At 35.6% G+C, this 16,117-nt stretch carries 15 protein-coding genes; 6 read left to right on the top strand and 9 right to left on the bottom strand.

What is annotated here, in order from left to right; all coding sequences use genetic code 11:
• Position 1 precedes the first annotated feature (1 nt).
• Genes ACQ65V_RS08265 through radC form a run of 3 tightly spaced genes read right to left on the bottom strand, consistent with a single transcriptional unit; the run spans position 2 to position 2,719 of the window.
• Complete coding sequence (locus tag ACQ65V_RS08265) at positions 2 to 685, bottom strand: YjjG family noncanonical pyrimidine nucleotidase (protein ID WP_430467558.1); 684 nt, start codon at positions 683 to 685, stop codon at positions 2 to 4.
• Positions 682 to 1,977 (bottom strand): polysaccharide deacetylase family protein, encoded by a 1,296-nt coding sequence (locus tag ACQ65V_RS08260; RefSeq protein ID WP_430467557.1) that lies wholly within the window; start codon positions 1,975 to 1,977, stop codon positions 682 to 684. The genes ACQ65V_RS08265 and ACQ65V_RS08260 overlap by 4 nt, the downstream gene beginning before the upstream one ends.
• 43 nt (positions 1,978 to 2,020) lie before the next feature.
• Positions 2,021 to 2,719, bottom strand: a complete 699-nt coding sequence (gene radC / locus ACQ65V_RS08255) for a RadC family protein (RefSeq protein WP_155089986.1) — start codon at positions 2,717 to 2,719, stop codon at positions 2,021 to 2,023.
• A 62-nt stretch (positions 2,720 to 2,781) separates the two neighbouring features.
• On the opposite strand from radC, the gene ACQ65V_RS08250 reads away from it, so the two are divergent.
• The 6 genes from ACQ65V_RS08250 (at position 2,782) to ACQ65V_RS08225 (ending at position 8,343) form a co-directional block, all read left to right on the top strand.
• Positions 2,782 to 3,225 carry a DUF1569 domain-containing protein gene (locus tag ACQ65V_RS08250; RefSeq protein WP_412561530.1) on the top strand — a complete coding sequence of 148 codons (444 nt, stop codon included), beginning with the start codon at positions 2,782 to 2,784 and terminating at the stop codon, positions 3,223 to 3,225.
• Between the two features lie 75 nt (positions 3,226 to 3,300).
• The gene (locus tag ACQ65V_RS08245; RefSeq protein WP_430467556.1) at positions 3,301 to 3,891 is read left to right on the top strand and encodes an FMN-binding negative transcriptional regulator; all 591 of its coding nucleotides are present in this window, start codon (positions 3,301 to 3,303) and stop codon (positions 3,889 to 3,891) included.
• Between the two features lie 40 nt (positions 3,892 to 3,931).
• Complete coding sequence (locus ACQ65V_RS08240; RefSeq protein ID WP_430467555.1) at positions 3,932 to 4,819, top strand: dienelactone hydrolase family protein; 888 nt, start codon at positions 3,932 to 3,934, stop codon at positions 4,817 to 4,819.
• A gap of 79 nt (positions 4,820 to 4,898) precedes the next feature.
• Positions 4,899 to 6,743 (top strand): cystathionine beta-synthase, encoded by a 1,845-nt coding sequence (locus ACQ65V_RS08235; protein WP_430467554.1) that lies wholly within the window; start codon positions 4,899 to 4,901, stop codon positions 6,741 to 6,743.
• 89 nt (positions 6,744 to 6,832) lie between these two features.
• Positions 6,833 to 7,630 carry an FRG domain-containing protein gene (locus tag ACQ65V_RS08230; RefSeq protein ID WP_430467553.1) on the top strand — a complete coding sequence of 266 codons (798 nt, stop codon included), beginning with the start codon at positions 6,833 to 6,835 and terminating at the stop codon, positions 7,628 to 7,630.
• A 290-nt stretch (positions 7,631 to 7,920) separates the two neighbouring features.
• The gene (locus ACQ65V_RS08225; protein WP_430467552.1) at positions 7,921 to 8,343 is read left to right on the top strand and encodes a hypothetical protein; all 423 of its coding nucleotides are present in this window, start codon (positions 7,921 to 7,923) and stop codon (positions 8,341 to 8,343) included.
• A 61-nt stretch (positions 8,344 to 8,404) separates the two neighbouring features.
• On the opposite strand, the gene ACQ65V_RS08220 is transcribed toward ACQ65V_RS08225, so the two are convergent.
• The 6 genes from ACQ65V_RS08220 to ACQ65V_RS08195 form a co-directional block, all read right to left on the bottom strand.
• Positions 8,405 to 9,760 (bottom strand): UDP-N-acetylmuramate--L-alanine ligase, encoded by a 1,356-nt coding sequence (locus tag ACQ65V_RS08220; RefSeq protein ID WP_430467551.1) that lies wholly within the window; start codon positions 9,758 to 9,760, stop codon positions 8,405 to 8,407.
• A 112-nt stretch (positions 9,761 to 9,872) separates the two neighbouring features.
• The gene (locus ACQ65V_RS08215; protein WP_430467550.1) at positions 9,873 to 11,276 is read right to left on the bottom strand and encodes a TolC family protein; all 1,404 of its coding nucleotides are present in this window, start codon (positions 11,274 to 11,276) and stop codon (positions 9,873 to 9,875) included.
• Positions 11,277 to 11,279: 3 nt separating this feature from the next.
• On the bottom strand, positions 11,280 to 12,629 hold the full coding sequence (locus tag ACQ65V_RS08210) for an HlyD family secretion protein (RefSeq protein WP_430467549.1): 1,350 nt from the start codon (positions 12,627 to 12,629) through the stop codon (positions 11,280 to 11,282).
• A gap of 11 nt (positions 12,630 to 12,640) precedes the next feature.
• On the bottom strand, positions 12,641 to 14,299 hold the full coding sequence (locus tag ACQ65V_RS08205) for a peptidase domain-containing ABC transporter (protein ID WP_430467548.1): 1,659 nt from the start codon (positions 14,297 to 14,299) through the stop codon (positions 12,641 to 12,643).
• Positions 14,300 to 14,301: 2 nt separating this feature from the next.
• On the bottom strand, positions 14,302 to 14,976 hold the full coding sequence (locus ACQ65V_RS08200; RefSeq protein ID WP_273289515.1) for a TetR/AcrR family transcriptional regulator: 675 nt from the start codon (positions 14,974 to 14,976) through the stop codon (positions 14,302 to 14,304).
• 116 nt (positions 14,977 to 15,092) lie between these two features.
• Entirely contained in the window at positions 15,093 to 16,046 is a 954-nt protein-coding gene (locus ACQ65V_RS08195; RefSeq protein ID WP_430467547.1) for a tetratricopeptide repeat protein, read from the bottom strand.
• Positions 16,047 to 16,117: the final 71 nt, after the last annotated feature.

Here is a 16,117-nt window from a genome sequence, read left to right as displayed (position 1 = left end):
GCTATAAATGGTTTACTAAATCTTTTAACTGAATTATCCTTTTGTAGTGATGACGATGAGCGTTTTTATAATCAAAATGAATGGTGTCCATCCCTACCTTATCCGCTCCTTCTATATCGGCCTCTATACTATCGCCGACCATTATACTTTCTTCTACTTTAGCATTTGCAATATCTATAGCAAAATTAAAAATTTTTGGATTAGGCTTTTTTACTCCAACCATTTCGGAATTGGTAATAGTTGTAAAGTAGTCTCTAATGTTAGAGCTCTTCATTTTTCGCTCTTGTGCTTCCTCAAACCCATTGGTTATTATATGCAATTCATATTTGTCTTTGAGATAGTCGAGGATTTCAAAAGTGCCATCAAACAAATGATTAAAAGTGGTTAAGTGATCTATGTATGCGACGGATAGATTGTTGATCATATTATCTTCAATCTTAATACTTAAAGCATCAAAAGCTTCTTTTAACCTTCCGTAGCGTAAATCTGTTTTAGACACACGCTCTTCTCTGTAAAGCTTCCAATATTTTAGATTTATAGGCTCGTAAACTCCTAAAAAATCATCAAGCTTTGCATTAATATTATTTAACTCAAAAATTTTCTGAAATGTCAATCCAGAATTTTTATCAAAATCCCAAAGGGTATGATCTAAATCAAAAAAAACGTGCTTTATATTTCGTTTCATTCGGCAGATTCTAGTATTAAATTAAAAAGTGCCCTAAAGCCTTCCCATTGATTGAAACCACTAAAGGTATAATTATGAAATACTGGTGTAAAAGTACCGTTAACAGCTTTCACCTCGTTAATCAATTTTTGCAAGTGCTCTTGTTTATCCAACTGGGATTGGTACTTTAATAGGGCAAAATCCAAACAGTGATATGGGTTAATTTTTAACGGTGTTTGTACCTCATAATCTAAATCATAAAACTGAAAAGGTGTACAAGTTCCTGCTCTAAAACCAAGTGTATCAATATAACCCATCGTAAAGTCTTCATTGATTTCCAACTCTATTAAATTTCTGTAAGATTGCGGAAGGTTGAGCTTAGAAAACGAATGCCTTACCGCTTTTAATTCGGTATTGATAATGGCTTCCATTTTAAGCTTTTCTTTCTTTAATATTGAAATATCCTCTAGTGCAAAATAAGAGGCTTTTATACCTATATCGCAATAATCAGCAACGGATTTTATGAGCGATACAAATTCCTTTTTATTGATACTGATATTTTTATCATAAGTAGAATAATCTCCAATTAGAAACAGCACCATAAACTTAAAGTCACTTTGCTTTTGCTTGTTTATTATCCATTTAAAAGTATCATAAGGATCGCGCTTAAAACCCATAAGTACCAAATAGCGCTGATACAGTTGTCTTAATCTAAGTCTTCCTAGATCAGAAAAGGTTCCACCAATAGTGCGCAATAATCCTTTTTTTCTGAAATAGTAAGCCGATGGCACATCTATAACGGGCTGAAGCTTATAATCTCGTTTCGGAAAATCAAAATCAGGAAAACGACTTTTTAAAACGGTTTGCAGTTTATACGCCCAAATATCAACAACAGGCTGATTTAAAAATCGATGTTTATGAGCTATACTCTCTTTAGCCATAAATCGTCCGTAGTCATCTTTTACATGTGGTAAATATTCTTCATATCGACTCAACAAATAAAATGATGCCGCAAAAATATCGAAAGGTAAATCACTGCGTTCGCTTGCTGCAAAAAAGCCCTTGGTGTTGTCCCATTGATGCACCTGTATATCTATGTCAGACAGGCCTTGCTCAAACAACAACTCGTTACTTCTCACAAACAATTCATTGCTTAAAGGTTGCTTGGCATAAGACATCTTAAGGCTATCATGGGCAATAAAATCCTCTACTTTGGATGTGAATTTTACTTCCAAACCCAATATACGCTTACATATATGCTTAAAAACATATTTTAAACGTGGCGTAATTTTATGGGTGTAAACTAATAGCATTTTTTCAGTTTGCAGTTCTCAGTAGCAGTTTGCAGTTTTAAAATTAAAGAATGCCTTCATCAGCGAAACTAAAATACGCTTTCTCTGTAACAATAAGGTGATCTAGTACTTTAATATCTAAACTTTGGGCTGCAGTTTTTAATTTTTGGGTAATATCCTTATCGGCATTACTTGGTTTTAATGTACCAGATGGATGGTTATGACAGAGGATTAAAGCCGTAGCGCCTACTTCTAGAGCATTCTTTAGCACTAAGCGCACATCGACCAAAGTGCCAGTAATACCGCCTTTGCTCAATTGATTTTTCTGAATGACTTTATTTGAATTGTTGAGATACAAAATCCAAAACTCTTCATGAGGCAATTCTCCCAACATAGGTTGCATAATATCAAAAACCGAACGACTAGATTCTATCTTATCTTCATTGACCGTGTCTTCTATGCGTCTTCGTCTACCCAGTTCTAAAGCTGCGGCAATGGTTATGGCCTTTGCTTCGCCTATGCCTTTAAATTGCATTAACTGTTTTATGGAAAGTTTGCCTAAAGCATTAAGATTATGGTCTACACTTGCCAAGATACGCTTACACAAGTCCACAGCACTTTCTTCCCGACTTCCCGAACCAATAAGAATGGCAACCAATTCTGCATCGCTCAATACAGCCTTACCCTTATCTCTTAATTTTTCTCTTGGTTGATCATCTTGTGACCAGTTTTTAATGGAAAATGACGTCTGTTTTTCTGACATGCCCTAAAGATAAAAAATTGTAAATTTAAGCGTCTAAATAATTCGACTAAAAATCAATCAAAATGAAATCTATTTTTGAAGAAGACACTTATAACGAAATTAAGGAACGCATCTCAAACCTCGATGAAAACACACAAGCCAAATGGGGCAAAATGAATGTCGGGCAAATGACCTGGCACTGTCAAGGTCCTTTTAACATCATACTTGGTAAAGATCATTATGGTATGAAACCCAACTGGCTCGCAAAAGTATTCTTTAAAAAATCACTTTACAATGATAAACCATGGCGAAAAGGATTGCCAACGGCTAAGTTTTTAAAAACACAAGAACAAAAAGATTTCAATGCCGAAAAAACAAAACTCGAAGCTTTATTAGATGAAGCTTATTCCCAAAGAGACAAAACCGAGTGGGAACCACATCCTGCCTTTGGTTATTTTACAGCTCAGCAATGGGGACAAATGCAGTATAAGCATTTAGATCATCACTTAAAGCAATTTGGAGTTTAGTTATTGTTTATTTTCAATTGAAGAATGACGAATTATTTTTCCATTAAACATTATTAAATAATCATTAGTCATTATATGAACTATCCTCCAAAACATCACCAAGACGACGACATCAATCACATGATTGAGGTTATTAAAACCTATCCATTGGCTACGGTGATTTCCGTTAAGGATAATCAACCGTTGATTACTCACTTGCCCTTGATTTATGATAACGGAAAACTTATTGGACATATTGATATTTATAATCCACAGAAAGAATTGCTCAAAGACGATAATGATGTGATGCTCATCTTTGGCGGACCACAATGTTATATCTCGCCTACGGTCTATTCCACAACCCAATTACCCACTTGGAACTATATAAAAGTCCACTTAAAAGGAAAAGTAAAGGCCATTGAAAGTAAGGAAGCCTTAAAGCAATCCTTAATTACAATGACCGAATTTTTGGAAGCGCCAGACCATAAGTATGTACTCGAACCAGACAACCCAAGATTAGATAAAAACCTCAACTATATTGAAATGTTTGAAATTTCCATTACCGATTGGGAAGGGAAATTTAAACTATCACAGGATAAAAAACCAAAAGACATCAAATTGGCTCGAGAGGAATTGTTGAGGGCAAACCAAAAAATTGTAAAAGCATTTTTAGATAAAGTGTTCTGAAAATCAGTAACTTTAGAGAACAATTTCTAAAGCCATAACCATGAATGATCTCAAAAAAGAAGACATCAAACAAGAAGTGTTTGATCTTTACGACGATTACGCCCACAATAAACTCAACCGACGCCAGTTTGTTGAAAAACTATCGCTTTATGCAGTAGGTGGTATTACGGTAACTTCGCTTTTGAGTTTTATGTCACCTGATTATGTCAATAGCCTATTGGTAAAACCAGATGACCCAACATTAGATTCTAAATTTATTGAATACGAATCGCCTAAAGGTGGCGGAACAATAAAAGGCCTATTATCCAAACCTAAGGATATAGACGGTAAATTACCAGGTGTTGTCGTGGTACACGAAAACAGAGGACTCAACCCTTATGTTGAAGATGTGGGCAGACGTACAGCAAAAGCAAATTTTATCTCTTTGGCGCCAGATGCACTTTCCCCTTTGGGAGGTTATCCAGGAAATGACGACGACGGCAGAACCATGCAAAAAAAGCGTGACCGAAATGAAATGCTCGAAGACTTTATTGCCGCGTACCACTATCTTAAAAATCACAAAGATTGTAATGGCAATGTTGGTGTCGTTGGGTTTTGCTTTGGAGGTTGGATTTCTAACATGATGGCTGTAAGATTACCAGAATTAGGAGCTGCAGTGCCTTATTATGGCAGACAGCCTGAAGCCGAAGATGCTAAAAAAATTAAAGCTCCACTCCTACTTCAATATGGCGAGCTAGATACCAGAGTTAATGCTGGTTGGCCTGCCTTTGAAAAAGTGCTTCAAGAAAACAAAATTGAGTACGAAGCTTACATCTATCCTGGTGTCAATCACGGATTTCATAACAACACCACGCCAAGATACGATAAGGAAGCTGCACAATTATCTTGGGATAGAACCATAGCTTTTTTCAACAAGCATTTAAAATAAAATACTCGAAACTTCCTCTGAGATTTACGATAAAATGTTAACTAATGTATCTTTACAACCCATTAGTAAGAAAAAATTCATGCAACATCAAAAAGTCCTCAATTATATACAAGACATAATAGAAAACATACCTACCGATTGGTTGAACTTAACGACCCATCGTTTAGATATTTACAACGAAAAACTGGCAAAGATCCAATTCATTGCACAGTTCGAAAAATTGTATTCAGCAGAAAATGCCAGTACCAAAGCTTTAAGCGAACTACCAACAGCATACGATTATATAAGATTAGGACATCCCTTATCTTCCGTATTAGAATGGACCATTGCCAAACTCAACAATTTAAATGCTGAAAATGTCATTAGTTTTTCTTCGGAAACTATTCCGGTTATGGCTGTTTTACGTACCAATTTGTTAGCCAGCAGAAACACAAGAATTCTATATACCGAAAGCTTGCCAAAAGCTTTTAATGCAGAACTTCTAAAATCGGTGTACAATTATAATTTTGAAGTTGAAAAAATTCAAGACCTCAACCAAGTAGACCCTTTTGATGGTTCCACAATTTTGATTTCTAACCATCAAAACATCGAATCGAATATTCAGAATGAAAACATCGATTTTTATGTAAATCTGTATGAATGTTTAGGTAGCGTATTATTGATTTCAGGACAGGCAAAAACCAGTTTCATTTCAGATATACAACATGTACGACGACGTGAAACCATTGCCATGACACCAGCCAATTGCTTAGTGGCATTAAAAGCATACGCTGAACAAACCACTTTTTCAACTGACAACCTAGATACTAAAAGTCATAAGGCTACCGTAAAAGCTATAATCAATGATATCAACGCAACTTCTGGCGAAGCCTTGGTAGCATCTAGCGGTTTATCGATGCAGTATGCCATAATGATGGGATTAATTGACGATGCCCAAAAACAATATCCTGGTAAAGCCATAAAATTTGTTGTTCCACCAAATTGTTATGGTGGCACCAACGACCAAGCCAGACGTGTGGCTGCATGTTTGGACAATGTCGAAATTGTGGACTTACCTGTAGATGGAGACAACGATATGGTAAATAGCGTAGAAAATGTATTAACACAACTCGCAAAAGAAGATGCCATACCATACATCATTGCAGAAATCCCAACCAATCCACGTGTGGAAGTTCCTGATTTAGAAAATTTAAAAGCAGCATTAAGCAAAGGACGACAAACACCAAATGGAGATGTAGCAATTGCACCAGTATTTATTTTAGATCAGACCTTTTGCCCTAACGTGCAGTTTTTAGGTGAAGACGGTATATTGTCTGGCGTAAAAACCATTGCGTATGTGAGTGGCTCAAAATTCCCAAGTGGTGGAAAGTGTACGGCTGGTTATTGTGTTGCCAATGCCAAAGCAGAACATTTGGTTCAGCCTATTGCCACACACCTCAAGCTTTGCGATAACGAAGCTACAGCTTTACAATACCAAATTTTAGCAGCGCAAATGCCTTCCATGCTAACACGTATTGCTGACGCTTACAAAAACACAAGAGCATTTGTCAACTATATCCAAGGGGTATTATCCGAAGCAAATATCAATTTTGTGTCTGAGGAATTGGCTGAGCAAGGCTTTACTCCTTCTGTGTTTTCACTGGACTTACCTACAAAAGGAAACACTGACGAAGAACGTGAACAGTATAAACGTGCATTAAACCTCAGATTAATTAACTTAATGATTACAGAAATCCCTAACGAAAGTAAATACTGCGTTAGTTACGGACAACTAAAAGGTTGCTATTGGACTATACCAGCCACCTCAACACAAGGCACCACCAAAGAAGGTGATAAGGATTATATAGCTCGTGTTTCTGTTTCACCTGATTTAGATTTGGAGAAACATAAAGATGTGTTTTTGGAGTTTGTTGGGAGTATTTAGATATTTTAAGATTTGACTTTCTAAATAATTTAATTGAACTTAGTCATCAAAATTATTTATGCTAATAAGATTATTTTATTTAAAATACAATGGGAAGAACCAAAGAAATTGACAAAGGAAAAGTAGAAGATGGAATAATTGAAATCACATTAACTCATTGGAAACATTTTCCAAAATTAATAACTAGAGATTTGTTGAATTTCCCTTCCTATATTTTTAGAGGTCAATCACGTTACAACTGGAAGTTAGAATCTTCATTTGATAGACTTTCAAAATCAAAGAAAATCAAAAACCCAAATTTGAGTCAGCATTTAAATGCATTCAAAAATGCTTCAAAAGGCAGAAGAGGTAAAAACCCTCAAGAATTGAAAAGCGATAATGAGTGGTGGGCTTTAGCTCAGCATTATGGATTAGTTACGCCATTATTGGATTTTACTAGATCAGCGTTTGTTGCTCTTTATTTTGCTTTTTGGGATGAATCTGATAACGGTAAAAATAGAGTTGTGTATGCTTTACACGGACATAATCTTCAGAAGAAGATGGATGAACTTGAAGAAGAGGATGAAAAGGTTGAATTGTTTTATCCCAGTTCCGATGGCAATGAAAGATTAATAAGTCAATCTGGTTTGTTTATGAAATTACCTGTTAACTCAAATTTTGAACAAATAATAAAAACGAATTTTAAAAATTATAATCGTGCTATTCTTATAAAAATTAAAATTCCTAATACGGATGTTAAAGATTGTCTTATCATGTTGAATAGAATGAATATAAATCATTCCACTTTGTTTCCAGACTTATATGGAGCCGCAAAATTTGTAAATTGTTTATTTGATAAGCCAAGATATGATTATATAGGAAATTTGAATATTACTATTCCAGAATAATTTATTCTTTAAGTATTTCATATAAAAAACCTCTTCAATATTCCAAAATTTAAACTGTCTGTCATTCCGCACTTGATGCGGAATCCACAAATTAAAAAAGAATTATGATGAGATCCTGAATCAAGTTCAGGATGACAAAATTCTAGAATAGTTTTGTCACCTCTCCAAAATCCAAACCACCATAATTACCAGAACTCATTGACTACAATGATTTATTTTCAAAACACCCTGAGAACAGAAATATACTTTAATTACTTATCTTTATGATAAGAATATTAGATCTTTAGAAAATGGAAGTAAACAATAAACCACCAAATTATTTTTGGGCAGTGGCTATTTTTGCCATTGTTTGGAATATAATAGAAATCTATTTTAGTTCTGTTGAATTCAATTTTTTAGAAAAAAACTCAACTGTTGAGGAATTTGAGAGAATACAGTCCCTTCCGATTTGGTATATCGCTGTATTTCTTGTTGCATTATTCTCCGAAATGCTTGGAAGTTTTATGCTATTTATGAGAAAAAAAATCGCAACTAAATTTTATCTTGTTTCTCTTATTATGTTAATTTTTGTTGAAATCTATTGGATATTTTTCTTCGATATTAAAAATACATCTACGCTAATTTCAATTGTTATACCACTTTTGGTAATTACAATAGCTATCTTTCTTTATTACTTCAGTAAAGGAGCTGCTAAAAATGACTGGATCAAGTAGTGAAATAATAATCTTTTTTATTACAAACTATTGGATTCCTGCTTTCTCAGGAATGACAAATTTAATTAATAAGCTTTGTCACCTCACCAAAATCCAAACCACCATAATTACCAGAACTCATCAACAACAACGACTTGTTATCAAAATTCTGAGAGAACAAAAAGTCTTTAAATTCTTCTGGGTTAGTATAGATAATTAAATCATCACGTTTAAAAGCATTGGCAATTTGCTGTTCTGTAACTTCTTCGAGTTTTTTAATTTCGACGGCGTGCGGAGAATAGAACACCACAGCAACATCTGCAGCATCTAAAGCACCTTTGTATTCTTTTAAGAATTTGGCGTTTAAGCTACTGTAGGTATGTAATTCTAAACACGCGACTAAAGTTCTGTCGCTATATTGTTCTTTTACGGCTTTGGTCGTGGCTTCAACCTTACTTGGTGAATGTGCAAAATCTTTATAGGCAACACTTTTTGAGGTTTCAGCAATTTTTTCTAAACGTTTGCTTGCACCTTTAAAGGTAGAAATTGCTTCGTAGAAATCATCTTCGTCAATGCCCATGTGTTGGCAAATCCATTTGGCACCAGCTAAGTTGTTTAGGTTATGTGCACCAAATACTTCAATTGGCATTGGACCTTCTGGAGTTTCCAAAAGGGTTTCACCATTTTCAACCGTATATTCTGGCGTTTGGTAGGCAATCTTTCTGATTTGGTTTTCAGAGGCTTCCACTACGCGTTTTACTTCTTCGTCTTCTTCGTTATAATTAATACTTCCACCAGTGACAATAGAATCTACAAAAATGCTAAACTGCTCCACATAGTTTTCATACGTTGGAAATACATTGATATGATCCCAAGCAATGCCGCTCAGCAATGCAATATTAGGTTTGTACAAATGGAATTTTGGTCGCATGTCAATTGGCGAACTCAAATATTCATCACCTTCCAACACCATAAAGTCATTGTCTTCGGTCAGTTTTACCATCACATCAAAACCTTCCAACTGCGCACCCACCATATAATCCACATCCTTATCGTGATAATGCATCACGTGCAAGATCATTGAGGTAATCGTCGTTTTCCCATGACTTCCACCAATAACCACTCGGGTTTTATTTTTGGCTTGTTCGTATAAAAATTCAGGATAACTATAGATTTTTAAACCGAGTTCCTGGGCTTTTAGCAATTCAGGATTATCGGCTTTGGCATGCATACCTAATACGATAGCGTCTAAATCCGAAGTGATTTTTTCAGGATACCAACCAAAAATTTCAGGCAATAAACCTTTAGCCTCCAACCGTGATTTGGATGGATCAAAAATAGTGTCATCACTACCTGTGACCTTATAACCTTTATTGTGAAGTGCCAGAGCAAGATTGTGCATCGCTGCACCACCAATGGCGATAAAATGTACGTTCATAGAACAAATATAAATATAGATAAGAGATTAAAGAATAGAGATGATAGAAAAAGGTAAATCTAGATTACTTTTTCTATCTCTGTTCTCTTTTCTAGTCTCTTTATTCTAGAATTTACAACTCTGGATTCACAGCTAAACTATTAAATAATTTCGCCTTTGTACTAAAGAATTTATTCTGAATCTCAATGGCTTTTAATTGACCATCAATTAATTTTGACTCACGAGAATTGACCAAGAACAAAGAGCTTTCTCCCAATTGGAACTTACGTTCTTCTGCCTGTAGCATTCTTTGGTAATCGGAAACCATTTGCTGTGTGATTTCATTTTGAACAACATACGATTGCAGTTCTTGCTTTAGTGCATTAATCTTATTTTTAAGGTTAATGCGTGTGGCATCGATTTCAAATTCTGTGTCGTTCTGTTTGATTCGTGCCAGTTTTAAATCTCCGCGTTCCTTTCTTAAAAATAATGGAAAACTGATATTAAATCCGCCTTTGTAATCTGCAGTATTGAACGTTCTGGCTACCTCTGGAGTTTCCGTGATGAAATTATATTGAACATCGATTCTTGGCAACAACTTGTTGGCTTTTAAACGCGTATCAACCTCTAGGCTTTGTAATTTGTAATCTAGTGATACCATTTTGGGATGGGACTCAATAATGGTTTCTTCGCTTCGTAATCGGGCGATATTAAAAGTTGCATCTACAATGGGCTCCGTATCCACATCTGGAACAACATAGGGTTGTAACTCCACAGGAACATTATTCTCTAACCATAAAAAATTAGAAAGTTCTAAAGCCGTTTTCATTAACTTCACTCTAGACTGCTCCAGACTCAGTTTTCTATTATTTACAGCTATTCTGGCTTCCGTGGCATCGATTTCGGCATTTTCCCCAACTTCCACGCCCATTAAAACACCTTGATAACGTTGTTGGGCATTGACCAAAAAGTTTTCGAACAACTGTAATTCATTATAGGCCTGCAACCATTTAAAATACACCAAGGAGGCCTCGTACAAAATCTTATTGACATAAATATCGCGATCTGCTTTAGCCTGCTCCCTAAACAATTTAGCTTGTTTTAAAGCTGCCATTCTATTATTAATCAACAGACCTTGACCAAGCGGTACGGAAACACCAGCGCTGTACAAACCATCTTCGGGCACAAAGGCTTGAGGATTTAGAAAGTCGCCTGTATTTTCTTCAAATGTAGCCTTTAACTCTACACCGAACCATGTCGGGATTTTAAACATTCCATTTAGCCTATCAAAATATTCTGTATTCTTGAATTTCTTTCGATCATAATCTACCTCCAATTTTGGATCGAATGCTCCACGAGATTTCATGAGTTTCGCCTGACTTTCATCAATGACCAATTCGGCCTGTTTTACAATAGGATGAAATTTCTTCACATAGCCCAAATACTCATCAAAACGAAGTACATTAGATAATTCTTCGGTTTGTGCAAAACCAAATGCTCCAAAACAAATACAAAGTACCGTCAATAGATATCTCATCCGTTATTTTGTTTTAGTGTTTGACGTTGTCTCTGGTTGATAATAATTTGGTGGGAAGCCGTTAAGTTTTCGCCATAGCTCAAACCAAATTGGCACATCATCCAATAAGGCCATGGTAAAGGCGCCTGAACCTGCTCGTATATCCCTTGGCCAGGGGTTATCTTCCTCGTCTGGTGCCAACAACACTCTAAACTTACCATTATCACTTATAAAATTCTCAATCGCAACCACCTTTGCTCCATAGGTTCCATAAGATACATTTGGCCAACCACTAAAGACAATTGCAGGCCAACCATCAAACTGTACACGCACTTTTTCACCAATGTTGAGCAGTGGCAAATCTATTGGCTCAACAAAAGTTTCTACTGCTAAATCTACTTGTGCCGGCATAATACCAACCAAGGCTTCCCCTTCCTTAAATGTTTGCCCTACTCCACCTCTGAGCGCCTTATTGATGTAGCCATCGTAAGGTGCAGTAATGTACTGAAGCTCGTTTCTCAGCTTGTAGTTAGAGTATTCGTTATCTAGTTTAGACACTTGTGCTTCGGTATCGAACTGGCTCGATTGGGCCGTAAACTTATCGCTTTGCGCTTTTGAAATCTTATCGGAATACTCGGCATTGACACGAGAAATTTCGTACTGCGCATTAATAACCTCGTTCTTACTCGCTAATAATTTATTTTCTTGAGAGATTAATTTCGCTTCTGTTTCCTGAAGTTTTAAACGCTTATCCTCAACGTCTTTGGTAGCTTTAAAACCTTCCTCTTGCAATGTTACAGTTCGGTTGAACTGACGTTGTGCAATTTGTTTGTTGGTTTTAGCAGCTTCTAAATCGATACTATCACTCTGTACTTTGAGCTTCGCTTGCATCAATTTATTTTTGGCCTGCTCTAGTTTTAATTTTCGCTCATTTATCAATGCAGCTATTTGTCGGTCTAATGCTTTCACTTTTTCACCATAGGAACCAACAGATAATGCTTTAGCATCACGTTGCTGTGCTGTTCGTTCTACTAGATTAGGGTCGAAATATTCGCTTTTGATTTCTGAGATTTTCATAATGGTATCTCCCTTCGCAACAAAATCCCCTTCGCGCACAAACCACTGTTCTATACGGCCAGGAATTGGGGATTGAATACTCTGCGGACGTTGATCTGGTGTTAAGGTTGTGACTTGACCTCTACCTGTAATATTTTGTGTCCATGGCAAAAACAAAATGATAAAACCTATGATTGTAAATGCTCCAAGAAATCGATTAAAGTACTTGTAGTAGCGACCGTGGAATACACGTTTTCCAGATTTTGAATCGGAAATATCCACAGATTTATTAAGCTGGTTATGTGATATATTTAGCATCGTTGTTCTTTTTAAATGATTTCACCTTTGTTCAGTGTAATAGCCTTTGTGCAGTTGCTCGACCAGTCGTTGTTTGTACTCACAACAATTAAGGTCCAAGGATTAGCATCGTCAGTAAGGAAGTCAATGATTTTCTTCACTTCATTTTCCTCAAATTGCTCTAATGGATCTTCTAAAATGAGTATTCGTGGTTTATCTACAATAGCTCTAGCCAATACAATCTTTTTGGCTACACTGAATGAAATTTGTTTCCCTTCTGGATAGAGAACCGTGTTTAAACCTTGTGGACTTTCCTTGATGAATTGTGTTAAACCAACATTTTCAATTGCCCACATTAATTGTTCATCTGATATTTCTGTATTTCCAAAAGTAATGTTCTCCCTTATCGTTCCTTCAAAAGGAGTTTCATCTGCCAAGGACATTCCAAAATGTGATCTATAATGGTTTAAATTAATGTTACTGAGCATATACTTATCGAGGTATATTTTACCTTTGGTAGGCTCAATGACTCCTCCAATTAATCGCAGTAAACTTGATTTACCTGCTCCACTTTCACCTTTAACCAAAATACGGCTCTTAGGGTGAATCTTTAATGATACGTTTTTCAGAATATCCTCTTCCCTATTAGGAACGTTATAAGAGACGTTATCCAATTCTATACAGAAGTCGTCCTTAAACTCTGGTCTATCTCCGTTGTGCATTTCTAACTCTTTATCTACAACCTGACCCATTTTTTCCAATGACGTCAATACATCGTAAAATGACTCTAGACCAAGGATTAATTTTTCAACTGAACCAATAACCAAAAGAATAATAATTTCAGCAGCGACAAATTGTCCAATATTCATCTCTTGGTTCAATACCAATAAACCACCAATTAACAACAGCCCAGCTGTGACAATTACCTTGAAGCCTATCATTTGTATAAACTGCAAAACTAAAATCCTAAAGTGGCTTTCTCTGGCCACCAAATAGTCGTTGACCAATTCGTCATTTTTATCGACAGCAAGAGTCGTTTTTCCTGAAAGCTTAAAGCTTACTATGGCTCTAGCAACTTCCTGAATCCAATGCGCCACCCTATATTTGTTTTGGGATTCCATTAAACTCGTTTCCATTCCTTTTTTGGCCGTGAAATTAAATACCACATACACCAACAAAAGCAATAGAATACCAAAAGCGATAAAAAACGGATGGTAAAACGACAGTAAAATCAAAGAGAATATAATCTGTAAGACTGCAGCAGGAATATCCACCAATATCTTCGCCAAACCTTTTTGAATGTTCAAGGTGTCGAAAAAACGATTTGCCAACTCTGGCGGATAGTAGTTGCGTAATTCATTCATTTTTATCTTTGGGAACCTGTAGGTAAACTCAAAAGAGGCTCTGGTAAAAATACGTTGCTGAATGGTTTCTATGATGCGCATTTGCATGAGTTGCAATATGCCCACAAATGCCACACCCACCGTTACCAAAATCACCAGAATGACCCAAGATGTGCTTACTTGAGCTCCCTGGATTAAGTTTACTATGGCCTGTATTCCTAGTGGTAAAGTCAAAGCTAAAATCCCTGAGAAAACAGCATAATAAACCACTTGTAATAAATCTCTCTTTTCTAATTTTAAAAGGCCTACAAGCCTTTCCCAAGGAGACATTAATTCTTTATTGTTCATAACTAATCGGTTATAGCATTGATGGTTAAATCTTTGAAAAATTCTGTTGGAGTTGTTTTAGAGTCACAATCTGTTATGGACCTAAAGTGTTCTTTAAGAAAATGTTGATGAAGTGCACCTTCTACAATTGTACTAGCCAAACTAGACGCGAATTTATAATTTGGATTGACATTAGAAATCATATCGCTCAAACGTTTTATCAATCGCTTATAGACTACAAAGTAACCCTCTTTGTTTTCCTCATCTACTTCTTTGGTTAAATATGATTTTGAATATTCATTAATGATTATTTTATTGAGCACAACCTCGTTGACATGTGTAAACATCACATCCTCCTCAATAGTTTTGGTAACTATTTCAATGGCCTTAAAGAGTTTCTGTTTTTCATCTGGCATGTTGTGAGTGGCAAACACCAATTGATACTCAACCCATGCCCAGTACCACGAGGTTAAGTACAATAAGAGCTTATGTTTACTTTCAAAATAACGATAGATTGAACTTTCGTTTGAACCTATTTTAGCGCCCAACTTTTTAAACGTGAAACCGTCGAACCCAATCTCATCAATAAGCAAAATACCGTGCTCTATTATACGCTTACCCAAATCAGAAGACTCGGGATCTTTGATATATATTTTATCAGGTACTGCTATTTTTAAATTTGAAAGTAAATTTATCATAATTAAAATATTTAATTGCAAAGATAATAGTATTACTATTAATTTTAAATTTTTAACAAAAAATTATGCTAGTGATACACTAGCATAAAATATGATATTAACTTGATGATTATGGTCTAAAGCCCTTCTATAGCCTCTTTTTCATCTTTAAACACCTCAATTTTTGGTAAGCCGGTAATGGCTTTATCTATCCATTTTAAGGCTTCGGTCTTTTTGTTTTGGTGTTTATAGATTTGCGCCAAACGGTAATAAGCCCATTCTTTTGGTACTCCATCTTTAGCAGAGTGGTTGGCTAAATAGGCTTTAAGGCATTTTTCACCTTTATCGAGCTGTAAATTGTAATCGGCACAGACTTTCCCGATTTGGTAATGCATAGCGTTGCGTTGGAGCTTTTGTTGCGCTTCCTCTAAATTACCAATAGCTTCGTTCGGCTTATCTTGGGTTTCATAAAAATTGGTCAGTTTTTCGTAACAGGTTACTGAACCACCAACTTTAATGGCGAGTTTATAATATTTTTCGGCGAGTTCTGGTTCGTCATCATATTCATAGACATAACCTTTAGCCAAGTAGCCATCAACTTTAGACAAGTTTTGTAGTTCATTGGCATATTTTAGCGCTTTAGAATTACTTCCGCCTACAATACCTGGTAGAGATACATACAATTCCACCAAAGCCCAACGTGCATCAATATGTTTTGGGTCTAATTCAGCAGCTTTTAAGAAAGAGCTCTTAACATCACCTATAATGGTCAGTGCTTTTAGTTTACTAGTACTTAAGGCCTTCATACCTAAGGCTCCACCATATTTATAATGGTAATTGGCATTGTTTGGGTAAGTCTCTTTTAATTTTTCGTATTGTTCAATGGCTTTATCCCATTTTTTTTGATGTCCATAAGCATCTCCCAAAAGTTCAATAGCTTCTTTATCATCTGGATTAGTTTCTAAAAATGTAAGCATTTCGCTTTGGGCATTTTTAAACTGTTTTTTGACAATAAACGTTGTGGCCTTTTCTTTTGCTGTTTGAGAAAAGCATAGTGATGATATTAAGAATATCCAGAAAAATTTATACATAGCATATTTAAAAACTTAAACAAAAATACAATTAATGGTTTAGTCGTAAAATCTTAATTTAATAACGTTTC

This window comes from Winogradskyella ouciana (assembly GCF_965284585.1).
GTDB classification, from domain to species: domain Bacteria; phylum Bacteroidota; class Bacteroidia; order Flavobacteriales; family Flavobacteriaceae; genus Winogradskyella; species Winogradskyella ouciana.
Note: the sequence above shows the minus strand (reverse complement) of the source record. Positions and strands in the feature narration are given on the sequence as shown.